The following is a 16,781-nucleotide window of genomic DNA, read 5'->3' on the forward strand; positions in this document are numbered from 1 at the left end:
ACGTTCAGGAAGCGATGACGGCGACGATGTCCAGGCTGCCGCGGACTCTGCGCAGGACGTTGACCTGGGACCAGGGACAGGAGATGGCCAACCACGTCCAGATCGCCGCGGCGACCGACCTGGACATCTATTTCTGCGACCCGCACTCGCCCTGGCAGCGAGGCACGAACGAGAACACGAACGGCCTTCTTCGGCAGTACTTTCCGAAGTTCACCGACCTGTCCGGCTATCACTCGGACTACCTCGAGTTCGTCGCCGCCGAACTCAACAACCGGCCCCGCAAACGCCTCGGATGGCGCAGCCCAGCCGAAGCACTCGATCAGCTACTCTCACAACCAGACAGCAATCCACCCGGTGTTGCGTTGACCAGCTGAATCCACCCGGCCTGCTCATTCGGGAAGTGCCCGCGGGCCTTCACCGCACGGCGGATGCGGGCGTTGACGCTCTCGACCGCGTTGGTCGAGCAGATCACCCGCCGGATCTCCGGGTCGAAGGCCAGGAACGGCACGAACTCCGCCCAGGCGTTGTCCCACAACCGCACGACCGCCGGATACCGGGCGCCCCACTCCTGCGCGAACTCGGCGAACCGCTCCCGCGCCGCAGCCTCGGTCGCCGCGGTGTAGACCGGCTTGAGCGCCTTGGCGATAGCATCCCAGTGCTGACGACCGGCATAGCGGAAACTGTTGCGCAGCAGGTGCACCACGCAGGTCTGGGTGATCGTCTGCGGCCAGACCGCGGTGATCGCATCCGGCAGCCCGGTCAGGCCGTCGCAGACGACCATGAGCACGTCGGCCACGCCGCGGTTCTTCAGCTCGGTCAGTACGTGCAGCCAGTACTTCGCGCCCTCACCGCCGTCGCCGGCCCAGAGCCCCAGGATGTCGCGCCGGCCTTCGCACGTGACCGCGAGCGCGACGTAGATCGGGCGGTTGGCGACCTGCCCGTCGCGGATCTTGACGTGGATCGCGTCGATGAAGATCACCGGATACACCGGATCGAGTGGCCTGTTCTGCCACTCGACCATGCCCTCCACCACCTTGTCGGTGATCGTGGAGATCGTCTGCCGGGACACCTCGGCGCCATAGACCTCGGCCAAGTGCGCGGAGATCTCCCCGGTCGTGAGGCCTTTCGCAGCCAGGGAAATCACCATCTCGTCCACACCACCCAGACGTTTCTGCCGCTTGGCCACGATCTTCGGTGCGAAGCTGGCGTCGCGGTCGCGGGGCACGTCGATCTGCACCGGGCCGACGTCGGTGAGCACGGTCTTGGAGCGGGTGCCGTTGCGTGAGTTGCCGGTCCCGCGGCCGGCTGGGTCGTGCTTGTCGTAGCCGAGGTGGTCGGTGATCTCGCCCTCGAGCGCGGACTCGAGCAGGCGCTTGGTCAGCTGCGCCAGCATCCCGCCCTCACCGGTCAGCTGCAGCCCGCCGGCCTTGGCGCGGCTGACCAGCTCTGCGACCAGCTGCTCGTCAAGGCCTTCCTCGGGCTTTGGGTCTTCAGCGTTGTCCACGCCGGACATCATGTCGGTCATCGGGTGCACTTCCATGATCGGGAGTTACACCGAACGTTTTACAGTCCCGCTGTAGACGTTGGCGGGATACTTCGCCACCACGTATCCGTCCGGGCAGTGCACCAGCGCCTTTACTGTGGCTGGCGTGCTCGCCGTGGCCGCCGGTGCCACCGCGACAGCGGCCAAGCCGAGTACTGAGCCCGCCGCGATGGCCGCGGCCGCGCGGCGCAGCACGCGCCTGCCACCCTCCTGCGTCCGCCCGTTCACGTCCGCTGCGTTCGTCTTCGAGTTGAATGTCATGAGTCTCCTCCAGGCTCTGCCGCTGCGTCGCGGCGTAGGGATTCAGGAGACCGGAACAGGCTTTCTGATCGCTTTCCGATCGATGTCGGGTGGCTGCTTCTGCAGCGGGAAGGTCGCGAAGAACTAGTCGACGCGTTCCGGTGCCATGCCGCCGTCGAGCACGAGGACCTTGCGCAGAGACTCCTCGACGACGTCGGCGGCCAGAGAGGGCAGGTGGTGGTGCGGCCCGCGGCTGGTGGTGGCCGACGGCGGCGCCACACCACAATCTGATCGATGCATTGCGCCGTTAGCTAACGCCGTAATACTATGACTGCATGAGCCCTCGTCCTCGGGATCCAGCTCTGCGTGCCGGACTGCTCGCCCGAGCCGCGAAACTGCTGGCCGAAGAAGGCCCGTCGGCGTTGTCGACCCGGCGGCTGGCCCGCGAGCTCGGCGTCTCGACCGCCGCCGTCTACACCTATTTCGGCAGCGTCGAGCAACTGCGCTACGAGGTCCGACTCGACGGTTTCGCCCGTCTGCAGTCGCGGCTCGAGCCGTTCGACTCACCGGATGATCCCGTCGCAGCGCTGGCGGGCATGGTTGTGGCGTTCTTCGACTTCGGGATGTTGTTGCCGCACCTGTACCGCGCGATGTTCGTCGACCGGCCACCCGAAGACGACGACGCCGGCGCCGCGACGTTTGAGCGACTGAAGGCGATCGTGCAGCACGGCGTGGAAGCCGGCCGGTTCACAGCTGTCACCGCCACGCAGGCCGAATTGTGCGCGGCCCAGGTGTGGAGCATGCCGCACGGCATGGTGACCATGGTGCTGAGCAGAGCCGTTCCGGCAGACGCCGCCCGAGAAGTTCTCGTCGACATGGCGAGCCGCATGGCGATCGGCTACGGCGACGACCGGCACGCGGCGACTCAGTCGGTCGCCCCCCTCACCGCGGCCAGGAGGACGTGATGGCGCACCGCACTCCGCCGGATCCGGACGAACTGCGATCCCCAGCCGGTTCCGCCAGAGGACTTCTGCTCTCCGCTCTGCCGTCGACCGTGCTCGCGCCCTTGAACGCGCTCACCGGCCCGGCTGCCGCGGTGGCCTTCGCCTCGGCCCTTGCCACGGTGATCGCGGTGGCGCGGGTCCGGCGCGGTGAGCGCAAAGGCCCCGCCTCCGGCGGCCTCGTCGGCGTGACGATCGCCGGCATCCTCGCCTGGAGCACCGGCTCCGATTCCGGGCTCTTCCTGCCGGATCTCGCCTGGTATTCGATCGCCGCCGCGGCGTTGACCGGCTCGATCCTGATCCGCCGGCCGCTCGTCGGCGTGCTCTGGGCACTGGTGAGCCAGCCCGAATCCGCCCGGCGTGCCGCGGCGCGAGGACGCGACTTCACCCTCGCCACCGCCGCGCTCGCCGCGGTGGCCGTCATCCGGTTCGTCGTCACCGACCTCCTGGCCGCCGATCACAACGACGTGCTCCTGATCACGCTCAAGGTCGCATCGGGTTTCCCGCTCACCCTGACGGCCTTCGCCGTGGCCACTTGGGCCTGGCGGCGCGCCTCGCCGGCGAACCAGCGCGGCAAGACGTGGGCGGCGCACGCGGGGACATGCCAGTGACCTCACCATCGGCGCGCAGTTTTCTATGGCGGGGGGCCGCAAAGGCAGCGGGATCGAGCAAGACCTGAACAACCAGAACGAGTACGAAGGACACAGCATCGGCAGCGATCGCCGCCGGATCCCTCGACCGCAGATCACCGGGCCGCGGAGCCTCGGCGACGAGGCCTACGCACCGGTCAGTACCCGATGCGCCGATGCGGCGTCCCGAAACCAGCCAGATCCGCTTGCGGACCACAGCTTCGTCAGTAAGCGGCAGAACATCGAGCGGGACCAGCGCGTCGCTGAACTGCAGAGTGCCCTCGGCCGCCGACTCACGATCTGTACGCCGTTACGCCCCGTGAGCCGCACGCGTCCACGCGGAAGCTTGACGGCCCCACCCTGCTTGGCGAATCGAAGCCCGACTGAAGCCACCGGCTTCACTCCTCAAGCAAGAACGCCTATCAGGGTCGCACCGAACCTCCTCGCGGCCGCCCCGCGGTCGTAGTTCGGGCGGCAGTGCCACTCAGCCCGGTGGCCCCATTCGGCGAACTCGCCACCGGCGACCTGGTCCGGTCTACGGCCGCGGTCCAGTCGTTTGCGCTCGGCCTGGTGAAGAAGCAGGCCTTCAAACGATGCCCGAGTTCGAACACACTCCTGTCTCTCCGGACTCATAGACCATGAACGAAACGGTCGAGCTGGCTACCTTTCTGCTCGACGAGGCCGTCGCCACTGAGACAGCACGAGCAGCGCTTCCGGCGGTGCCACGTTCGGCCGGTACGCCAGGAGCGACGGGGGTGGGGAATCCGGCGGCGAGACGAGGACGAGCGGATCCTGGATGGGCAGCTGCGTGTTCGCCCATCCATCATGGTGGTCCTCGGCTCCCGCCGGACTCGATCAGCGCGCCAGCCACAGGCAGCGCATTTCCTGGCCGCCACCGGTGTCGTGCGCGCGGACGACACCGATACGCAGGACAAGGCGGAGCGAGGCAGAACTCGCGCCTGGGCCGGCACCAGGCTTGTCCGCCGCGATCACCCCTGCGTGTCGCGCCAGCGTCGTTACCAACGGCAGCACCCTCAACCGCTTCACCGCCGACGCATTCCAGCACCCCGGCCATCCCGCTCATCGGGCATGCCGCCGGCAGAGCCCATGGCCCAGGGACCCACCCGGCATCTGGCGACGGCATCCCGGGCGGAAACTCGTAGGTCATCCCGGAGTGGCCACCCGTGGTATCCGAGACCCGTTTCACCAAACGTGTCCACCGACCCCCGTGCGCAGAGCGCCGGGGTCAGAGCGCAAGCAAGACCAGACGACCGTCGACGGCCATACCGCCCGCAATGCGTCGCGGGCAGCCGGAATAGGCCGATGCCGATCTCCCGACTAAGGGATGTCTCGTAACTGTGGTTGTGGTTGGTGGGGGCTGGTGTTGCGGTCAGTCGGTGAGGAGGATGTTGTGCAGGTTCGCGATTCCGGAGACCGTGTCGGCGAGCGTGCTCGCCGCGCGACGGTAGTCGCGGAGGATCTTGAAGTTCTTCATCCGGGCCAGCACGTGCTCGACGCGAGCCCGGACCTTGCGGTGGGTCGCGTTGAGGTCCTCCTTCCAGTCCGGCAATTCGCTGCTGTCACGGGGTTTGCGATACGGCATGACCACCTCGGGATTACCTTGATAACCACCATCGGCCATGACCGGCCGACCGGCGAGTGCCTCCGCGATACCCGAGTCGCGGTACACGGTGCAGTCGTTGCGGCTGCCCGGTCGCGGATCTCCGGTGGCGATCACCAGCCGGGTCTCGGCGTCGATCGCGACCTGCACATTTGCCGAATAGCGGTAGTTCTTCGACGGTGTCGCCAGCCGGTGATCCCGGGTCGGGACCAGGGTGCCGTCCACGATCGCGACCGCATCCACCCGGCGCTTACGGACCGGCGCCAACGCCAGCAGCGGACCGATCGTGTCGATCACCCGATGCGCGGCGGAATGCGACACCCCGAACAGCGGCCCGATCTGGCGCATCGTCAGGTTCGTCCGCCAGTACGTCGCCACCAGCAGCACCCGGTCGGCCAGCGGCAACGCCCACTGCCGGCCCGGGCGACCGTCCGCGATCTCGTCTCCGCCGCGCTTCGCGACCAGCCGCACCAGCTTGCGGAACTGGCCGGGTTCCAGCCCGGTGAACGGGGCAATCCACTCCGGCCGCGACGCCGTGATCACCTGCACCACGCCAACATGATCAACTATCGGTCCCGCCGGCCCGACACCGGGTTACGAGACATCCCTTAGGTCGCCGCGGGCTGACCCACAGCCCGATTGCGAATCCGTGACCTGCACTGACGCCGTTTTGTAAGAACTCAGAAAGCGCGAGCGGGTTGTGTTGAGAGCGCCGCGCCACAGAGCGCCAGCACTCCGGGGGGACTTCATCGATGGCAGACGGGCAGGGTTACACGGTCGATCTCGACGCGTTCCAGAAGATCCTTAGCGAGCACGTCGACAAGGCGGTCGAGCACTTCCGGGAAGGCGCCGACCACCTCCGGCCAATCCGCGACATCAGCACCGCAGGCCTGATCGGCCCAGACCCGAAGCAAGTGTACGGCGACTTCGCGATCCAGACCGACACACTGCAGAACCGGATCGTGGCCGCCCATGACGGGTTGCGAGATTCCCTGCAGCAGCTAAGCGAAGCACTGTGGGAAGCCTGCCGCGTCTACTCCCACATCGAGCAAGCGCACGCCTCGCAGCTGACATCGGCCTACGAGCGCTGAGGAGGGCATCGTGGTCAACACCGATCCGGAGTTCTTCGCCGGACTCGCCGAGGAGTTCTTCGACGGGGACGGGATCCACCTGCTCACCGACGTCGCCAACTGGGCTGACCTGTGCACCGCACCGCGCGGCGCACCTGTGCAGCACCCGGACTCCGGCATCAACAACCACGTCACGAAGAGCTCAACGGCGATGGGGCCCTCGCCGTTGGACAACCGGCCGGACAATCTGCCGATCCCGGACCTGGTCATCGAAGACTTCTTCACGGCAGCGAGGCTGCTCTCCGGCCCCGTCATCGCTGACTTCGGCGCCGAGGGCTCCCCGCACCGTCTGCTGCAGGGAGCGTTCATCAACCTGGGCACCAACCTGACGAACACGCCCGGCGGGGAAACCGACCCCGAAGGCGGCATGATGGGCCTGCACGACGCGCTGGAGCGATTGTTCGAGCACTGGAGCGGCGACGCGGCGGAGGCCTGCAAGAACTACGCCGGAGCCATCTACACCTTCATGGCCCACGAGCTCGAGGTGATCGCAGCGCTCGTCGACGCGATCACTGCCTTCTCCTCGATCGTGCTGGCCGGCCGAAAGCGCCTGATCGGGCTCATGCGCGCGTTCGTCGGCGCCATGCGGGCCAAGGAGGCCGAGGATGTCGCGAAGGCACAGCAGTTCCCGTGGGGCCTGGTCTTCGCCGCCGCGGCCATGCTGGTGAGCATGGGATTTGGGCTGGCTGCGGCCGTCGAGGTGGTGGCAGGAGAGGTCGTCGTGGACGTGGCTGCAGGCGCGAACACGGTGCTGCCGCCGTTGACGTCGATGGCCGCCACCACGGCCGACAAGCTCCTCGACGGCGGCGACAAGATGATCCCGGCCACCGACTACGCGACCGCCGCCAAGGCATACCTCGATGCAGCAAACCAGATCGTGACCGAGACCCATGACGCGATCCAGCCCTTGACCGAACAGATCAAGGCCACTCTCAGCCAGTTCATGGACCCTCCCGCACCCCCTCTCACGAGAGTGAAGTTCGAAGCCGACAACCACTCGCTCGAACCCGAAAGCAACTGATGACCGCGCCACGCTCCGCTTGCGCCCGAGCGCCTCCACTCCGGCGCCGCATTCGGTCTGCTCAACGTCTCACGGCTGGCCATACCGCACAGGCAACGTGTCCGGCTACCTATTCGACACACGCTGAGCAGCGGCGGCACACGGCTCGTTCGGAAGCACCAGCCAGAGGTCTCGTTCCGTCCGGATGAAACCGGATCACATCAAAGGGGGAAAATGAAACGTATATTCCACGCACTTCTCGCAGTCATCGCCGCAGCCGTACTGCTGACCGTGCCGAACTCGACGGCCTGGGCATCAGGCACGTTCAACAGTCGCTGGGTAAACCTCGTCTCCCGGGACGACGGACGCTACATCGGCACGCTCGAGGTGCAAATAACCACCTACGGAAACGCGACCTACCACGCAGACCTGTTCGGCCCAGGATTCAGCTACCACCTCAAAGACGAATACGTCACCGGCAATCGCCGCTATATCGACTACAAAACGCTCAACCACGTCTTCAACGAAGGTGACCGGATCTGCGCCCAAGGCTGGAAGGGCGACGGCCGCGGCGGCTACAGCAGCGTAGGACTGCCCTGTTTCACGATTCACGCCAGCTGACTCGGAGTCCACCCGCACTGGACGTCCGATCCACAACAGGAACACGTGAGCCGGTGTTGGCGGTCCGACCCGCCTCCGGAACGCCAACACCGGCAACCACCACCAGCTCGAACCGGAAACCAACTGATCAGATCTCCAACGCCGCCAGCTGCCCGAAGTGCCGTTCGTAGTCGACGGCCACCACCGGGTTGCCCTCGACCAGCGCATCGAGCTCCGCGCGCAGCGACTGGGCCCGTTCGACGTCGCCGAGCAACAAGCAAGCGCGGGTGAGGTCGCACAGCGCGCCGCATTCCAGCGCGCTCGAGCCGAGCTCACGCGCGATCTGCACGGCGGCGTCGAGGCTGCGCTCGGCTTCGGCGTAACGGCCCACGCCCAGGAGAGCACGGCCATGGCCGTGGCGGGCCTCGCCGATTTCCCAGTTGGCCTCCGCCTCCTCGCAGATCGCCAGTGCGCGCTCGGCGTAGACCAGCGCCTCGACCGGCCGATCCAAGTTGAGCAGAATGTCGCCGAGCACGCCGTTCGCGGCGGCCACGTTGATCGGATTGCCCGAGCGCGGCGCCAGCTCCAGCGCCCGGTGCGCGACGTCCAGGGCTTCGGTGTGGCGGTCGAGCGCGGTGTACGCCGTGGCCAGGTTGAACAGGCACATCGACTCGCCGCTCACCGACGACAGGGCACGCCACGCGACGAGCGCGCTCTCGAACTCGGCGAGCGCCGACTCCAGCTCGCCGTTGCAGCGCAGCGCCAGGCCCAGCCCGTTGCGCATCCATGCCTCACCGACCCGGTCATCGGACCGCGTCGCCGCGGCCAGCCCGGTCCGGTGGGTCTCGATGAGCAGCGCGTACTCACCACACATGAGCAGCACGTGGGCCATCGGCCGGGCGATCTGCCAGGCCTGGCGGTCCAGTCCGGTCTCGTACGCCTTCGCGATTGCCTGGACGAAACCGGCCTGCTCGGCCAGGACCCACGCGACCGAGTCGTCGGGCCTGTCGAACCGTTCGACGGCCGGGCCGTCGGCACCCTCCGGCGCGATGTACGGGCGCAACGCGTCGAAGGCGTTGACCGCCGACGCCGCGTACCACTCCAGCAGCCGGGTGGTCGCGGCCTCGGCCTCGCCATCCGCCGCGACGAGCTCCGCCGCGAGATCACGCAGGAGGTCGTGCAACTCCCAGCGGCCGGGGCGGCGCTGCTCGACCAGGTGCGCGACCCCGAGTTGCTGCAGCAGGCGGCGGCCTTCGGGCACGTCCACCGCCGCCAGCGCGGCGGCCGAACGCACCGAGACGCCGCCCGCCGGGTGCAGCCCGAGCAGGCGGAACAGCCGGGCGACGGGGCCGGGGAGCGCGGCGTAGGAGTAGGCGAACAGGGCTCGCATGTCGCTCTCTTCGCCGTCGTCGAGGGTGAAGGCCCGCAGCGCAGCTTCTTCGTCGAACTCGGCGACGACCTGTTCGAGTGACCGCCCCGCCTGCCTGTTGACGCGTTCGCCGAGGATGTGGATGGCCAGCGGCAGCCCGGCGCACAGCTCGAGCGCACGCGTCCACGCGGCCGTCCCTGGCAACGCGACGGCGTCGGTGAGCAGGCCGCCGAGCAGCGCGCCGCCGTCCCGCCGGCCGAAGCGACGCAGGGTGATCGGCTTCGCGCCATGGCGGGTGATCAGGCCGCCGAGCCGGCGGCGGCTGGTGACCAGCACCAGGCAGCCGGAGCCGGGCAGCAACGGCCGCACCTGGGCAGAGTCGCGGGCATCGTCGAGCACCACCAGGAAACGGCGCCCGGTGGTGCGCGAGCGCCACAGCGCGGCGCGGTCGTCGAGTGCGGCGGGCACCTCCTCCCCAGGCACGCCGATCGCCCACAGCAACCGGGTGAGCAGCACCGCGGGGTCGGCCGGGGCGACCGGCCCGAAGCCCGCCAGGTCCAGGAACAGCTGCCCGTCGGGGAAGTCGCCGGCGACCTGGTGGGCGAAGTGCACGGCGAGCGCGGACTTGCCGACCCCAGCGGTCCCTTCCAAAACCGCGACGGCGCCCGGCGGCAGCGCCCGCAGCCGAGCCAGCTCACGGTCCCGCGCGGTGAACCCACGCACGTCGGCGGGCAGCTGCCGCGGCACGTCCGACTCCCCGGAGACGCCGGGCTCGAGCGCGGGATCGGCGGTGATGACGGCTTGCCGCACGGCCCGCAACCCGGGACCAGGAACCAACCCGAGCTCTTGGTCGAGGGCGCCGCGCACCCGGTCGAAGACGGCCAGCGCGTCCGCCTGCCGGCCTTCCCGGTAGAGCGCCACCATCAGCTGCTCGTGCACGCGTTCGCGCAACGGGTGCCCGGCGCTCAGCTCGGTCAGTTCCGCGACCAGGCGGCGGCTCTGGCCCAGCGCGAGCAAGGCGTCCGCGCGGGCCTCCCGCACTGCCAGGGCTTCCTCGCGCAGCGCGGACACGACATCCCGCCGCAGCACCTCGGACTCGACGTTGGCCAGCGGTTCACCCGACCACTCACCAAGAGCCGCCTCGAACGCCGATACGGCCTCGCTGTGTTCTCCCCGTCCGGCCGCTGCCCACCCCCGCCCGGCGGCGTCGCGAAACCGCGTCAGATCGACGGCGTCATCGGCGACGGCCAGCCGGTAACCACCCCGCTCGGTCCGGACCACATCGGCGGCACCGAGCGCACGGCGAAGACGGGAGACGTAGGTCTGGATCGCCGCACGGGCGTTGCGCGGGCCGTCGTCCTCCCAGAGCCAGCGCGTCAGCTGAGCGATCGTGACCCGCTGACCCGGATGCGTCAGCAGCCCGGCGAGCACCACGCGCGGTCGTTCCCCATCGGTCGGCAAGACGATGTCGCCGGCCATCGCTTCCACCGGCCCCAGTACGCGAAACCCCAGCCCCATGAGGTGCAGTATCGCCAGCCGGGAGCGGTTTCGGGATGGTTTCCGGAAGTCTTCACCCGGTGCCAGGAGGTGAAATATGCCGAGAAGTCCAGTTCGCGGCGGTGTTCCAGCTCAATAAGCAGTGGAGCGCCGTCACCGGCGACATGCTCATCGACCTCACCCAGCCACCAGCCTCCTCCGGCCGGCGTGCCCGTGACACAACGCTTACGGCGCCCGCGACCCGCCGCGAACTTTCCCAGGAATTCGCCGAGCACGCTCGCCTTAACCAAGCCGTACAGGACATCCGGGAACAGGCCACGGCCGCGATCACCTGGCGCATCGACGCGGAGACCTTCGATGAGCTGATCATCGAACTCCTCCGGAGAGACGACGACATCCCTCTTCGAAGCCTGCTCGACCAAGCCGCACGCGACGCGGCGACCTTCAGCACCGCCGACGACCGAGACGAACTTGACCGGCTTCTCGATCGAGTTACCACAGGTGCCGCGGTGACCCTGCACTGGCCCTGCACCAGCAGCTCAACCCCGCTGCCGTCCGCGGAACGCGGGACCTGCACGCCCCGATCGCCTACGTCCAGACCCCCGGTCACGGCGACGCCGAAGAGCCTGTGCCGGGCGATCCTGGACTTCTACGGCGCCGACCACCACGTCCGCACCACGCTGCCGCAGCTGACCCGCACCGTCCGAGCCTCCCTGCACGATCACGGAACCCGGGTGCTGCTCCTGGACGACATCACCCGGCTGAAGATGCACCGCGCCGACGACCAGGACACCCTCGACCTGATGCGGGCGTTCATGAGCATGAACACCACGCTGGTGCTCATCGGGGTCGGCCTTCCCGGCTCCGGGCTGCTGCGCGAAGGCCGCCACGACCCGCGCACCAGCCAATGGATCTTCCCGCCGCCGCGCGGCAGCCACGCCGGCGATGACCCGTCCACCCAGACCGAACGCCGCTTCGACCTGGTCCACCTCGACCCGTTGTCCTCGGCGCGCGAGCAAAAGCCTCCGCGGACGCCACTGCCGCTATCTCCCCACCTTCCCGACCACGCACCCGATCGGTTGTTCCGGCCCACCCGATCGGTGGGCTTGAGGTGGTCTGTAGTGCATCTGCGTCAGGCCAGCTCACGGCGATGTCAATAGCATTCTCGGAATGTCACACGGCATTGGCGTGAGTGCCGCCCAACCAGGCCGGACGTCCATTTGGTGACATTGGTACGCGTCCTGATCGTGGAACCAGTCGCCGGAAATCCGGACAGCTCTGCGCGAGGTCTTCGCTCCGGAACCGGACATCGACGTGGTCGCGGACACCGACAACCGGGACGAGGCGATCCGCATAGCCGCCGAGCATCGGCCGCACGTCGCGGTGTTCGATGCTCAACTGGGCGGTCACCACTTCAAAGCCCTTCGCCGTTTCCACGACTCCCAGCCCACGGTCAAGATCGTTGCGTTCTCTAAATTCGAACTAGGTCCCTCGGCCGCACAGCTCGACAGACTCGGAGTCACCGTGCGCATCCGTGAGCACGGCGCGGGTTTCCGGCGGTGTGGCGGCGCCTCGGGTCAGGCCGTGCCCTGGTGTTCGTCGCCGGTGTCGAAGAAACGGTCCACGTACTCTTCCGGCGGCAACGCGCTGTCACGCAGCAGCGAAAACACCTCGCTGCCGGACACCAGTTCCTCGTTCCCCGTGGCATAGGCCTGTGCGAGCCCCACGTAAGTCGCCCCCATTTCCTTCGCGTACTCCCGCGCTTCCGTCTCGGCCAGCGCCAGCGCCGAGTCGACGTCGACCGCGTGCCACACCGTGACCCGTTCCTCGTACGACGGTTCGACAGCTTCGGTCCACCGGAAGACGCACCGCACCCCGTACCACTCCGTCATGACTTCGCTCCCTCTCGGCTTCGCGGCAACCCGAACGCCGGAAACATACTGTTCTCGAAGCGAATCATGCCGCAGATCCGGTCGCCGGCGAGGGTGATCACGAACAGGCCCGTCCCGTGCAGGGCCACCAGGGCGTCGACGTCGGCCGCTTCCCAGGCGTGCACGAAATTCGCCACGATCGCGTTCTCGGCGGGCGAGCCGGCGGCGGTTCGGCCGTCCGCCGGTGCGCCAGGCCGGCCCGCGCCCGCTTGAGCGCGCTCTTCACCGATTCGACGTCGTGTCCAGCATGCCGGCGACCTCGCTCGCGGGAAAGCCGAGGACATCGCGCAGGACGAGCACGGCCAGCTGACGCGGCGGCAGGACCTGGAGCGCGCTCACGAAGGCGAGGGAGATGGATTCGCGCTGCTCGTAGCGGGCCTCGGGGCCGAGCGGCACGTCGAACGCCCGCTCGAGGAGGGCGTCAGGAAACGGTTCGAGCCAGACGACTTCGCCGAGCCGGGTAGGCTCGAGTGGTTCGACGCCGGGGATGTCCCACGCCTTGGCCGGGCGACGGCTGGCCGCGCGAAGCGTGCTGAGACAGCGGTTGGTGGCGATGCGGTACAGCCAGGTGCGGATCGAGGCCGGCCGTCGAAGCCGCCGAGCCCCCGCCAAACCGGGCCACCCTGAGCCCGATCCGACGCCCGCGTCGGTTGCGCCCTGGTGTCATGGACACCCCACCGCGACTCCCGCGTCAGCGTGTGCGTCCGGCCACCCACCGGCTCCTGGACGGACTTCGCGCGCCGGCGTACCTGCTGGACCGCCGGCTGGACGTGCTGGCCTGCAACCGGCTCGCCGGCGCGCTTATCGCGGACTTCCCGTCCTTGCCCCGGCCGGAGCGCAACCAGGCCAGGTTCGTCTTCACCGATCCGGACGCCCGCGAGTTGTTCGCCGACTGGCCCGCGGCGGCGGGCGCCACGACCGCGTTGCTCCACCGCGCCGCGCGACGGCACCACGACGACCCCCGAGCTCGGGGAGCTGGTCGGCGACCTGTCCATCCGCAGCCCCGAGTTCGCGGGCCGGTGGGCAGACAGCCGCGAGCGCACGACCGGGCTCACCGAGTACCACCACCCGCTGGTCGGCGACCTGACCTGGCAGACCTGGCAGGCCGCCGGCGACCCGGACCAGCTGCTGGTCGTGCAGACCGCCGAGCCGGGGTCACCGTCCGAGGCGGCGCTGACGCTGCTGGCCCAGCTCGTCGCCCGGTAGCTACCCCTCGGCGTCCGCGGCGAGCTTCCCGGCCAGCCGCTCGAGCAGCCGGGTGAGCGTCTCCTGCTCCGGCTCGGAAAGCTGGTCGAAGAAGTACCGGCGGACGGTGGCCACGTGCTCCGGAGCGGCCGCCTCGATCGCCGCGCGGCCGCTCGGCGTCAGTCGCACCATCAGGCCGCGGGCGTCATCGACGCACTCCTCGCGCGTGACCAGTCCGCGCGTCTCCATCCGCCGGACCTGGTGGGACAGGCGGCTGCGGTCCCACCCCACCGCGCGGCCCAGCTCTCGCATCCGGACGACCCCGTCGGGGGCCTCCGACAGCGGCACCAGGAGGGCGTAGTCGGCTCCGGACACGCCGCCGTCCCGCTCCAGCTGCCGGTCGAACGCCCGCTGGAGGTCCCGGGTGAGGGCGCGGTACGCCTGCCACAACCGGGCCTCCCGCTCGTCGAGCCACCTCGCACCAGCCATGCCCGCCACGGTAGCGCGGGCTTTGTTGACATGTCCACAGAGTCGTGGCTAGTTTGTGGACGCATCAACAAACTCGGTCGGGAGGAGTCCGGCGGTGCCCAAGGCGGTGCGATTCACCCGTTACGGCGGACCCGAGGTGCTGGAGATCACCGAGGTTCCCCAGCCGCGGGCCGGCCCGGGCCGGGTGCTGGTCGAGGTGGTCGCCGCGGCGCTGAACCCGGGTGAGATCGGCATCCGGGAAGGCGTGTTCGCGGCCGTCTGGCCGGCGCGCTTCCCCGAGGGACAGGGCAACGACTTCGCCGGTCACGTCGCCGAAGTGGGTGACGGCGTCGAGGGGTTCTCGGTCGGCGACCGGGTGCTCGGGTTCGCCCCGCGGGCCGCGCAGGCGGAGTTCGTCGTCGCGGGCCCGGGCGCCCTCGCGCCGATGCCCGCCGGGCTCGGCTGGGCGGAAGCGGCGAGCATCGCCGGAGCCGGCGCGACCGCGTGGGCCGGCGTCGAAGCCGTTGCCCCGCGGCCGGGCGAGACGGTCGTGGTGTCCGCGGCCGCGGGCGGCGTCGGGGTCCTCGCCGCCCAGCTGGCGAAGCTGCGCGGCGCCACCGTGATCGGCACCGCAAGTGAGGGCAACTTCGGCTTCCTGCGGGGATTCGGCATCCATCCCGTCGCGTACGGCCCCGGCTTGGCGGAGCGGCTGCGCATCGCGGCTCCGGACGGCGTCGACGCGTTCCTCGACACCTTCGGCAACGGCAACGTCGACGTCGCGATCGAGCTGGGCGTCTCCCCTGCCCGGATCAACACGATCGCCGACGGCCGGGCCGTCCACCGCTATGGCGTCCACTCCGACGCCCAGGAGCAGGCCGACGAGCCGGCGATCTGGGCGCAGCTCGCCGAGTACGCCGGGAAGGGCGAGCTGACCATCCCGATCGCCCGGACCTACCCCCTGGACGACGTCCGCGACGCCTACCGGGACCTCGCGACCCGCCACGTCAGCGGCAAGCGGGTGCTCGCCGTGAAGCCGTTCGCCAGTGAAGGGAATCGCCGATGAAAGCCCTGCTCGCCCGGTCCTACGGCCCGCTGGACCAGTTGGAGATCGGCGAGGCGCCGCAGCCGGTGCCCGGCCCGGGTCAGCTGCTCGTCCGGCTGGAGGCGGCGGCGGTGAACCCCGTCGACGTCGCCCTCGTCACCGGCCGGCTGCGGGCCGAGCTGCCCGTGCGCCACCCGTTCATCCCCGGTGTCGACGTCAGCGGCGTGGTGGAAGCCGTCGGCGAGGGTGTCACCGGGTTCGCGGTCGGCGACGCGGTCATCGCCTGGAACGGCGTGCCCTCGGGCGCGTTCGCCGAATACACGCTCGTCCAGGCGAACGGCTCGGGCGCCGTCCGCCCCGGCGGCCTCGACGCCCGCCACGGCGCCGCGCTGCCCACCGGGGCGCTGACGGCCTCCGCGCTGCTCGACGAAGCCGGGTTGACGCCCGGGTCGACGCTGCTGGTCGTCGGCGCCACCGGCGGCCTCGGCGGCTACGCCGTCCAGCTCGCCAAGCGGGCCGGGGCGACCGTGCTCGCCACCGGACGCGCCGGCGACAGCGACTACCTCCGGCACCTCGGCGCCGACGAAGCGATCGACTACAACACCGAGGACGTCACGGCGCGCGTCCGCGCGCGGGCACCCGACGGGGCTGACGTCGTCATCGACGTCGCCCGGGCCGGACCCGCTCTCGCCGCGTCCGCGGCCGCCGCGAAACCCGGCGGCCTGGTCGTCTCGCCGCTCGGCGGGCCGCCGTCCTTCGACCGCGACGTCACCGCTCGCTACACCGGCACCACCACACCCCCGGGACGGCTCGCCGAACTCGCCGGGCTGGCCGCGACCGGCGCCCTGCGTGCCGAGATCGGCGCGGAATACCCCTTCGCCGAGGCCCGGCAGGCGCTGACCGGCTTCGCCGGCCGCCACATCCGGGGAAAGGTCGTCATCACGTTCTGACCGTTCCGAGCGCGGCTGGGGGACCACTTTGTCCCTGGATACGCGGAGCCCTTTTCGACCCCCTTTCCGGTGGCACGGCTGGTTTTCTGAGGGCACGGACCACCCGGGTCCGGCCACCGATCGGGAAGAACCCATCATCTCGCAGGTCATCACCACCACCCCGCTCACCGGCCGCGTCGCCGTCGTCACCGGCGCCAGCAGCGGCATCGGCGAGGCCACCGCCGAGCGGCTCGCCCAGCTCGGTGCCAAGGTCGCCGTCGCGGCCCGGCGCAAGGAGAACCTCGACGCGCTCGTGGCGCGCGTCGGCGAGGCCGGCGGCACCGCGCTGGCCGTGCCGCTCGACGTGACCGACCGCGAGGCCGTCCGTGAGGCGGCGCAACGGGTCGAGCAGGAGCTGGGGCGCGTCGAGCTCGCGTCAACAACGCCGGGGTGCAGCTGATCTCGCCGATCGAAGACCTGAAGGTGGACGACTGGCAGCGCCAGATCGACCTGAACGTCACGGGCGTGATGAACGTGCTCGGCGCGTTCGTGCCCAGCTGATCGCGGCGGGCGAGGCGGGCGGCCCGGCCGACCTG

The 16,781-nt window shown here is 69.6% G+C and carries 22 protein-coding genes and 2 pseudogenes; 14 read left to right on the plus strand and 10 right to left on the minus strand.

The annotated features are described in order from the left end of the window. On the plus strand, positions 1-374 hold a 374-nt coding region (locus AB0M59_RS04420; RefSeq protein ID WP_364608521.1), incomplete at its 5' end, for an IS30 family transposase. A gap of 8 nt (positions 375-382) precedes the next feature. Here the strand turns inward: AB0M59_RS04420 and AB0M59_RS04425 are convergent. Next, a pseudogene (locus tag AB0M59_RS04425) lies at positions 383-1,516 on the minus strand (IS256 family transposase); the annotation flags it as partial. Positions 1,517-1,649: 133 nt separating this feature from the next. On the opposite strand from AB0M59_RS04425, the gene AB0M59_RS04430 reads away from it, so the two are divergent. Then, positions 1,650-1,931: a hypothetical protein gene (locus AB0M59_RS04430; RefSeq protein ID WP_364608523.1), complete on the plus strand. Its 282-nt coding sequence runs from the start codon at positions 1,650-1,652 to the stop codon at positions 1,929-1,931. Here the strand turns inward: AB0M59_RS04430 and AB0M59_RS04435 are convergent. After that, entirely contained in the window at positions 1,928-2,062 is a 135-nt protein-coding gene (locus AB0M59_RS04435; RefSeq protein WP_364608526.1) for a hypothetical protein, read from the minus strand. The genes AB0M59_RS04430 and AB0M59_RS04435 overlap by 4 nt on opposite strands. A 56-nt stretch (positions 2,063-2,118) precedes the next feature. Between AB0M59_RS04435 and AB0M59_RS04440 the strand changes: the two genes are divergently transcribed. Both AB0M59_RS04440 and AB0M59_RS04445 read left to right on the plus strand, forming a co-directional pair. After that, complete coding sequence (locus AB0M59_RS04440) at positions 2,119-2,748, plus strand: TetR/AcrR family transcriptional regulator (RefSeq protein ID WP_364608531.1); 630 nt, start codon at positions 2,119-2,121, stop codon at positions 2,746-2,748. Then, positions 2,748-3,395 (plus strand): DUF3159 domain-containing protein, encoded by a 648-nt coding sequence (locus tag AB0M59_RS04445; RefSeq protein WP_364608534.1) that lies wholly within the window; start codon positions 2,748-2,750, stop codon positions 3,393-3,395. The genes AB0M59_RS04440 and AB0M59_RS04445 overlap by 1 nt, the downstream gene beginning before the upstream one ends. Positions 3,396-4,803: 1,408 nt before the next feature. Here AB0M59_RS04445 and AB0M59_RS04450 read toward each other — a convergent pair. Further along, a complete protein-coding gene (locus AB0M59_RS04450) occupies positions 4,804-5,583 on the minus strand; it encodes a transposase family protein (protein ID WP_364609686.1) in 780 nt (259 codons plus the stop codon). A 203-nt stretch (positions 5,584-5,786) separates the two neighbouring features. Between AB0M59_RS04450 and AB0M59_RS04455 the strand changes: the two genes are divergently transcribed. The 3 genes from AB0M59_RS04455 to AB0M59_RS04465 all read left to right on the plus strand — a co-directional run bounded on the left by AB0M59_RS04455 (position 5,787) and on the right by AB0M59_RS04465 (position 7,785). Then, positions 5,787-6,125 (plus strand): hypothetical protein, encoded by a 339-nt coding sequence (locus tag AB0M59_RS04455; RefSeq protein WP_364608536.1) that lies wholly within the window; start codon positions 5,787-5,789, stop codon positions 6,123-6,125. Positions 6,126-6,135: 10 nt separating this feature from the next. Continuing rightward, positions 6,136-7,185 carry a hypothetical protein gene (locus tag AB0M59_RS04460; protein WP_364608539.1) on the plus strand — a complete coding sequence of 350 codons (1,050 nt, stop codon included), beginning with the start codon at positions 6,136-6,138 and terminating at the stop codon, positions 7,183-7,185. Positions 7,186-7,398: 213 nt separating this feature from the next. Then, positions 7,399-7,785: a hypothetical protein gene (locus AB0M59_RS04465; protein WP_364608541.1), complete on the plus strand. Its 387-nt coding sequence runs from the start codon at positions 7,399-7,401 to the stop codon at positions 7,783-7,785. Between the two features lie 127 nt (positions 7,786-7,912). Here AB0M59_RS04465 and AB0M59_RS04470 read toward each other — a convergent pair whose 3' ends face one another. Together AB0M59_RS04470 and AB0M59_RS04475 are read right to left on the minus strand one after the other, a co-directional pair. Further along, the gene (locus tag AB0M59_RS04470; RefSeq protein WP_364608544.1) at positions 7,913-10,651 is read right to left on the minus strand and encodes a BTAD domain-containing putative transcriptional regulator; all 2,739 of its coding nucleotides are present in this window, start codon (positions 10,649-10,651) and stop codon (positions 7,913-7,915) included. After that, a complete protein-coding gene (locus AB0M59_RS04475; RefSeq protein ID WP_364608547.1) occupies positions 10,546-11,151 on the minus strand; it encodes a hypothetical protein in 606 nt (201 codons plus the stop codon). Before AB0M59_RS04475 ends, AB0M59_RS04470 begins: the two co-directional genes overlap by 106 nt. Here AB0M59_RS04475 and AB0M59_RS04480 point away from each other — a divergent pair. Continuing rightward, positions 11,140-11,790 (plus strand): AAA family ATPase, encoded by a 651-nt coding sequence (locus tag AB0M59_RS04480; RefSeq protein ID WP_364608550.1) that lies wholly within the window; start codon positions 11,140-11,142, stop codon positions 11,788-11,790. The genes AB0M59_RS04475 and AB0M59_RS04480 overlap by 12 nt on opposite strands. 13 nt (positions 11,791-11,803) lie before the next feature. Here AB0M59_RS04480 and AB0M59_RS04485 read toward each other — a convergent pair whose 3' ends face one another. From AB0M59_RS04485 to AB0M59_RS04500, 4 genes are all read right to left on the minus strand, one after another. Then, a complete protein-coding gene (locus tag AB0M59_RS04485; protein WP_364608553.1) occupies positions 11,804-12,067 on the minus strand; it encodes a hypothetical protein in 264 nt (87 codons plus the stop codon). A 140-nt stretch (positions 12,068-12,207) separates the two neighbouring features. Continuing rightward, complete coding sequence (locus AB0M59_RS04490; RefSeq protein ID WP_072477367.1) at positions 12,208-12,522, minus strand: hypothetical protein; 315 nt, start codon at positions 12,520-12,522, stop codon at positions 12,208-12,210. Beyond that, entirely contained in the window at positions 12,519-12,698 is a 180-nt protein-coding gene (locus AB0M59_RS04495; RefSeq protein WP_364608556.1) for a hypothetical protein, read from the minus strand. Before AB0M59_RS04495 ends, AB0M59_RS04490 begins: the two co-directional genes overlap by 4 nt. Before the next feature lie 85 nt (positions 12,699-12,783). Beyond that, positions 12,784-13,173 carry a sigma factor-like helix-turn-helix DNA-binding protein gene (locus AB0M59_RS04500; protein WP_364608559.1) on the minus strand — a complete coding sequence of 130 codons (390 nt, stop codon included), beginning with the start codon at positions 13,171-13,173 and terminating at the stop codon, positions 12,784-12,786. A 53-nt stretch (positions 13,174-13,226) separates the two neighbouring features. On the opposite strand from AB0M59_RS04500, the pseudogene AB0M59_RS04505 reads away from it, so the two are divergent. Beyond that, positions 13,227-13,454: pseudogene (locus tag AB0M59_RS04505) on the plus strand (transcriptional regulator); the annotation flags it as partial. A 100-nt stretch (positions 13,455-13,554) separates the two neighbouring features. After that, on the plus strand, positions 13,555-13,767 hold the full coding sequence (locus AB0M59_RS04510) for a hypothetical protein (RefSeq protein WP_364609689.1): 213 nt from the start codon (positions 13,555-13,557) through the stop codon (positions 13,765-13,767). On the opposite strand, the gene AB0M59_RS04515 is transcribed toward AB0M59_RS04510, so the two are convergent. Then, positions 13,768-14,235, minus strand: a complete 468-nt coding sequence (locus AB0M59_RS04515; RefSeq protein ID WP_364608562.1) for a MarR family transcriptional regulator — start codon at positions 14,233-14,235, stop codon at positions 13,768-13,770. Between the two features lie 94 nt (positions 14,236-14,329). Here AB0M59_RS04515 and AB0M59_RS04520 point away from each other — a divergent pair, with 94 nt between their 5' ends. The 4 genes from AB0M59_RS04520 to AB0M59_RS04535 are packed head-to-tail and all read left to right on the plus strand — an operon-like array spanning position 14,330 to position 16,746. After that, entirely contained in the window at positions 14,330-15,277 is a 948-nt protein-coding gene (locus tag AB0M59_RS04520; RefSeq protein ID WP_364608565.1) for an NADP-dependent oxidoreductase, read from the plus strand. Then, positions 15,274-16,206, plus strand: coding sequence for an NADP-dependent oxidoreductase (locus AB0M59_RS04525; protein ID WP_364608568.1), 933 nt, complete (start codon positions 15,274-15,276; stop codon positions 16,204-16,206). Before AB0M59_RS04520 ends, AB0M59_RS04525 begins: the two co-directional genes overlap by 4 nt. A gap of 28 nt (positions 16,207-16,234) precedes the next feature. Then, complete coding sequence (locus tag AB0M59_RS04530) at positions 16,235-16,645, plus strand: SDR family NAD(P)-dependent oxidoreductase (RefSeq protein WP_364608571.1); 411 nt, start codon at positions 16,235-16,237, stop codon at positions 16,643-16,645. Further along, on the plus strand, positions 16,636-16,746 hold the full coding sequence (locus AB0M59_RS04535) for a hypothetical protein (RefSeq protein WP_364608574.1): 111 nt from the start codon (positions 16,636-16,638) through the stop codon (positions 16,744-16,746). Before AB0M59_RS04530 ends, AB0M59_RS04535 begins: the two co-directional genes overlap by 10 nt. Positions 16,747-16,781 lie beyond the last annotated feature (35 nt).

The sequence above is a fragment of the Amycolatopsis sp. NPDC051371 genome (assembly GCF_040682155.1).
GTDB lineage: Bacteria > Actinomycetota > Actinomycetes > Mycobacteriales > Pseudonocardiaceae > Amycolatopsis.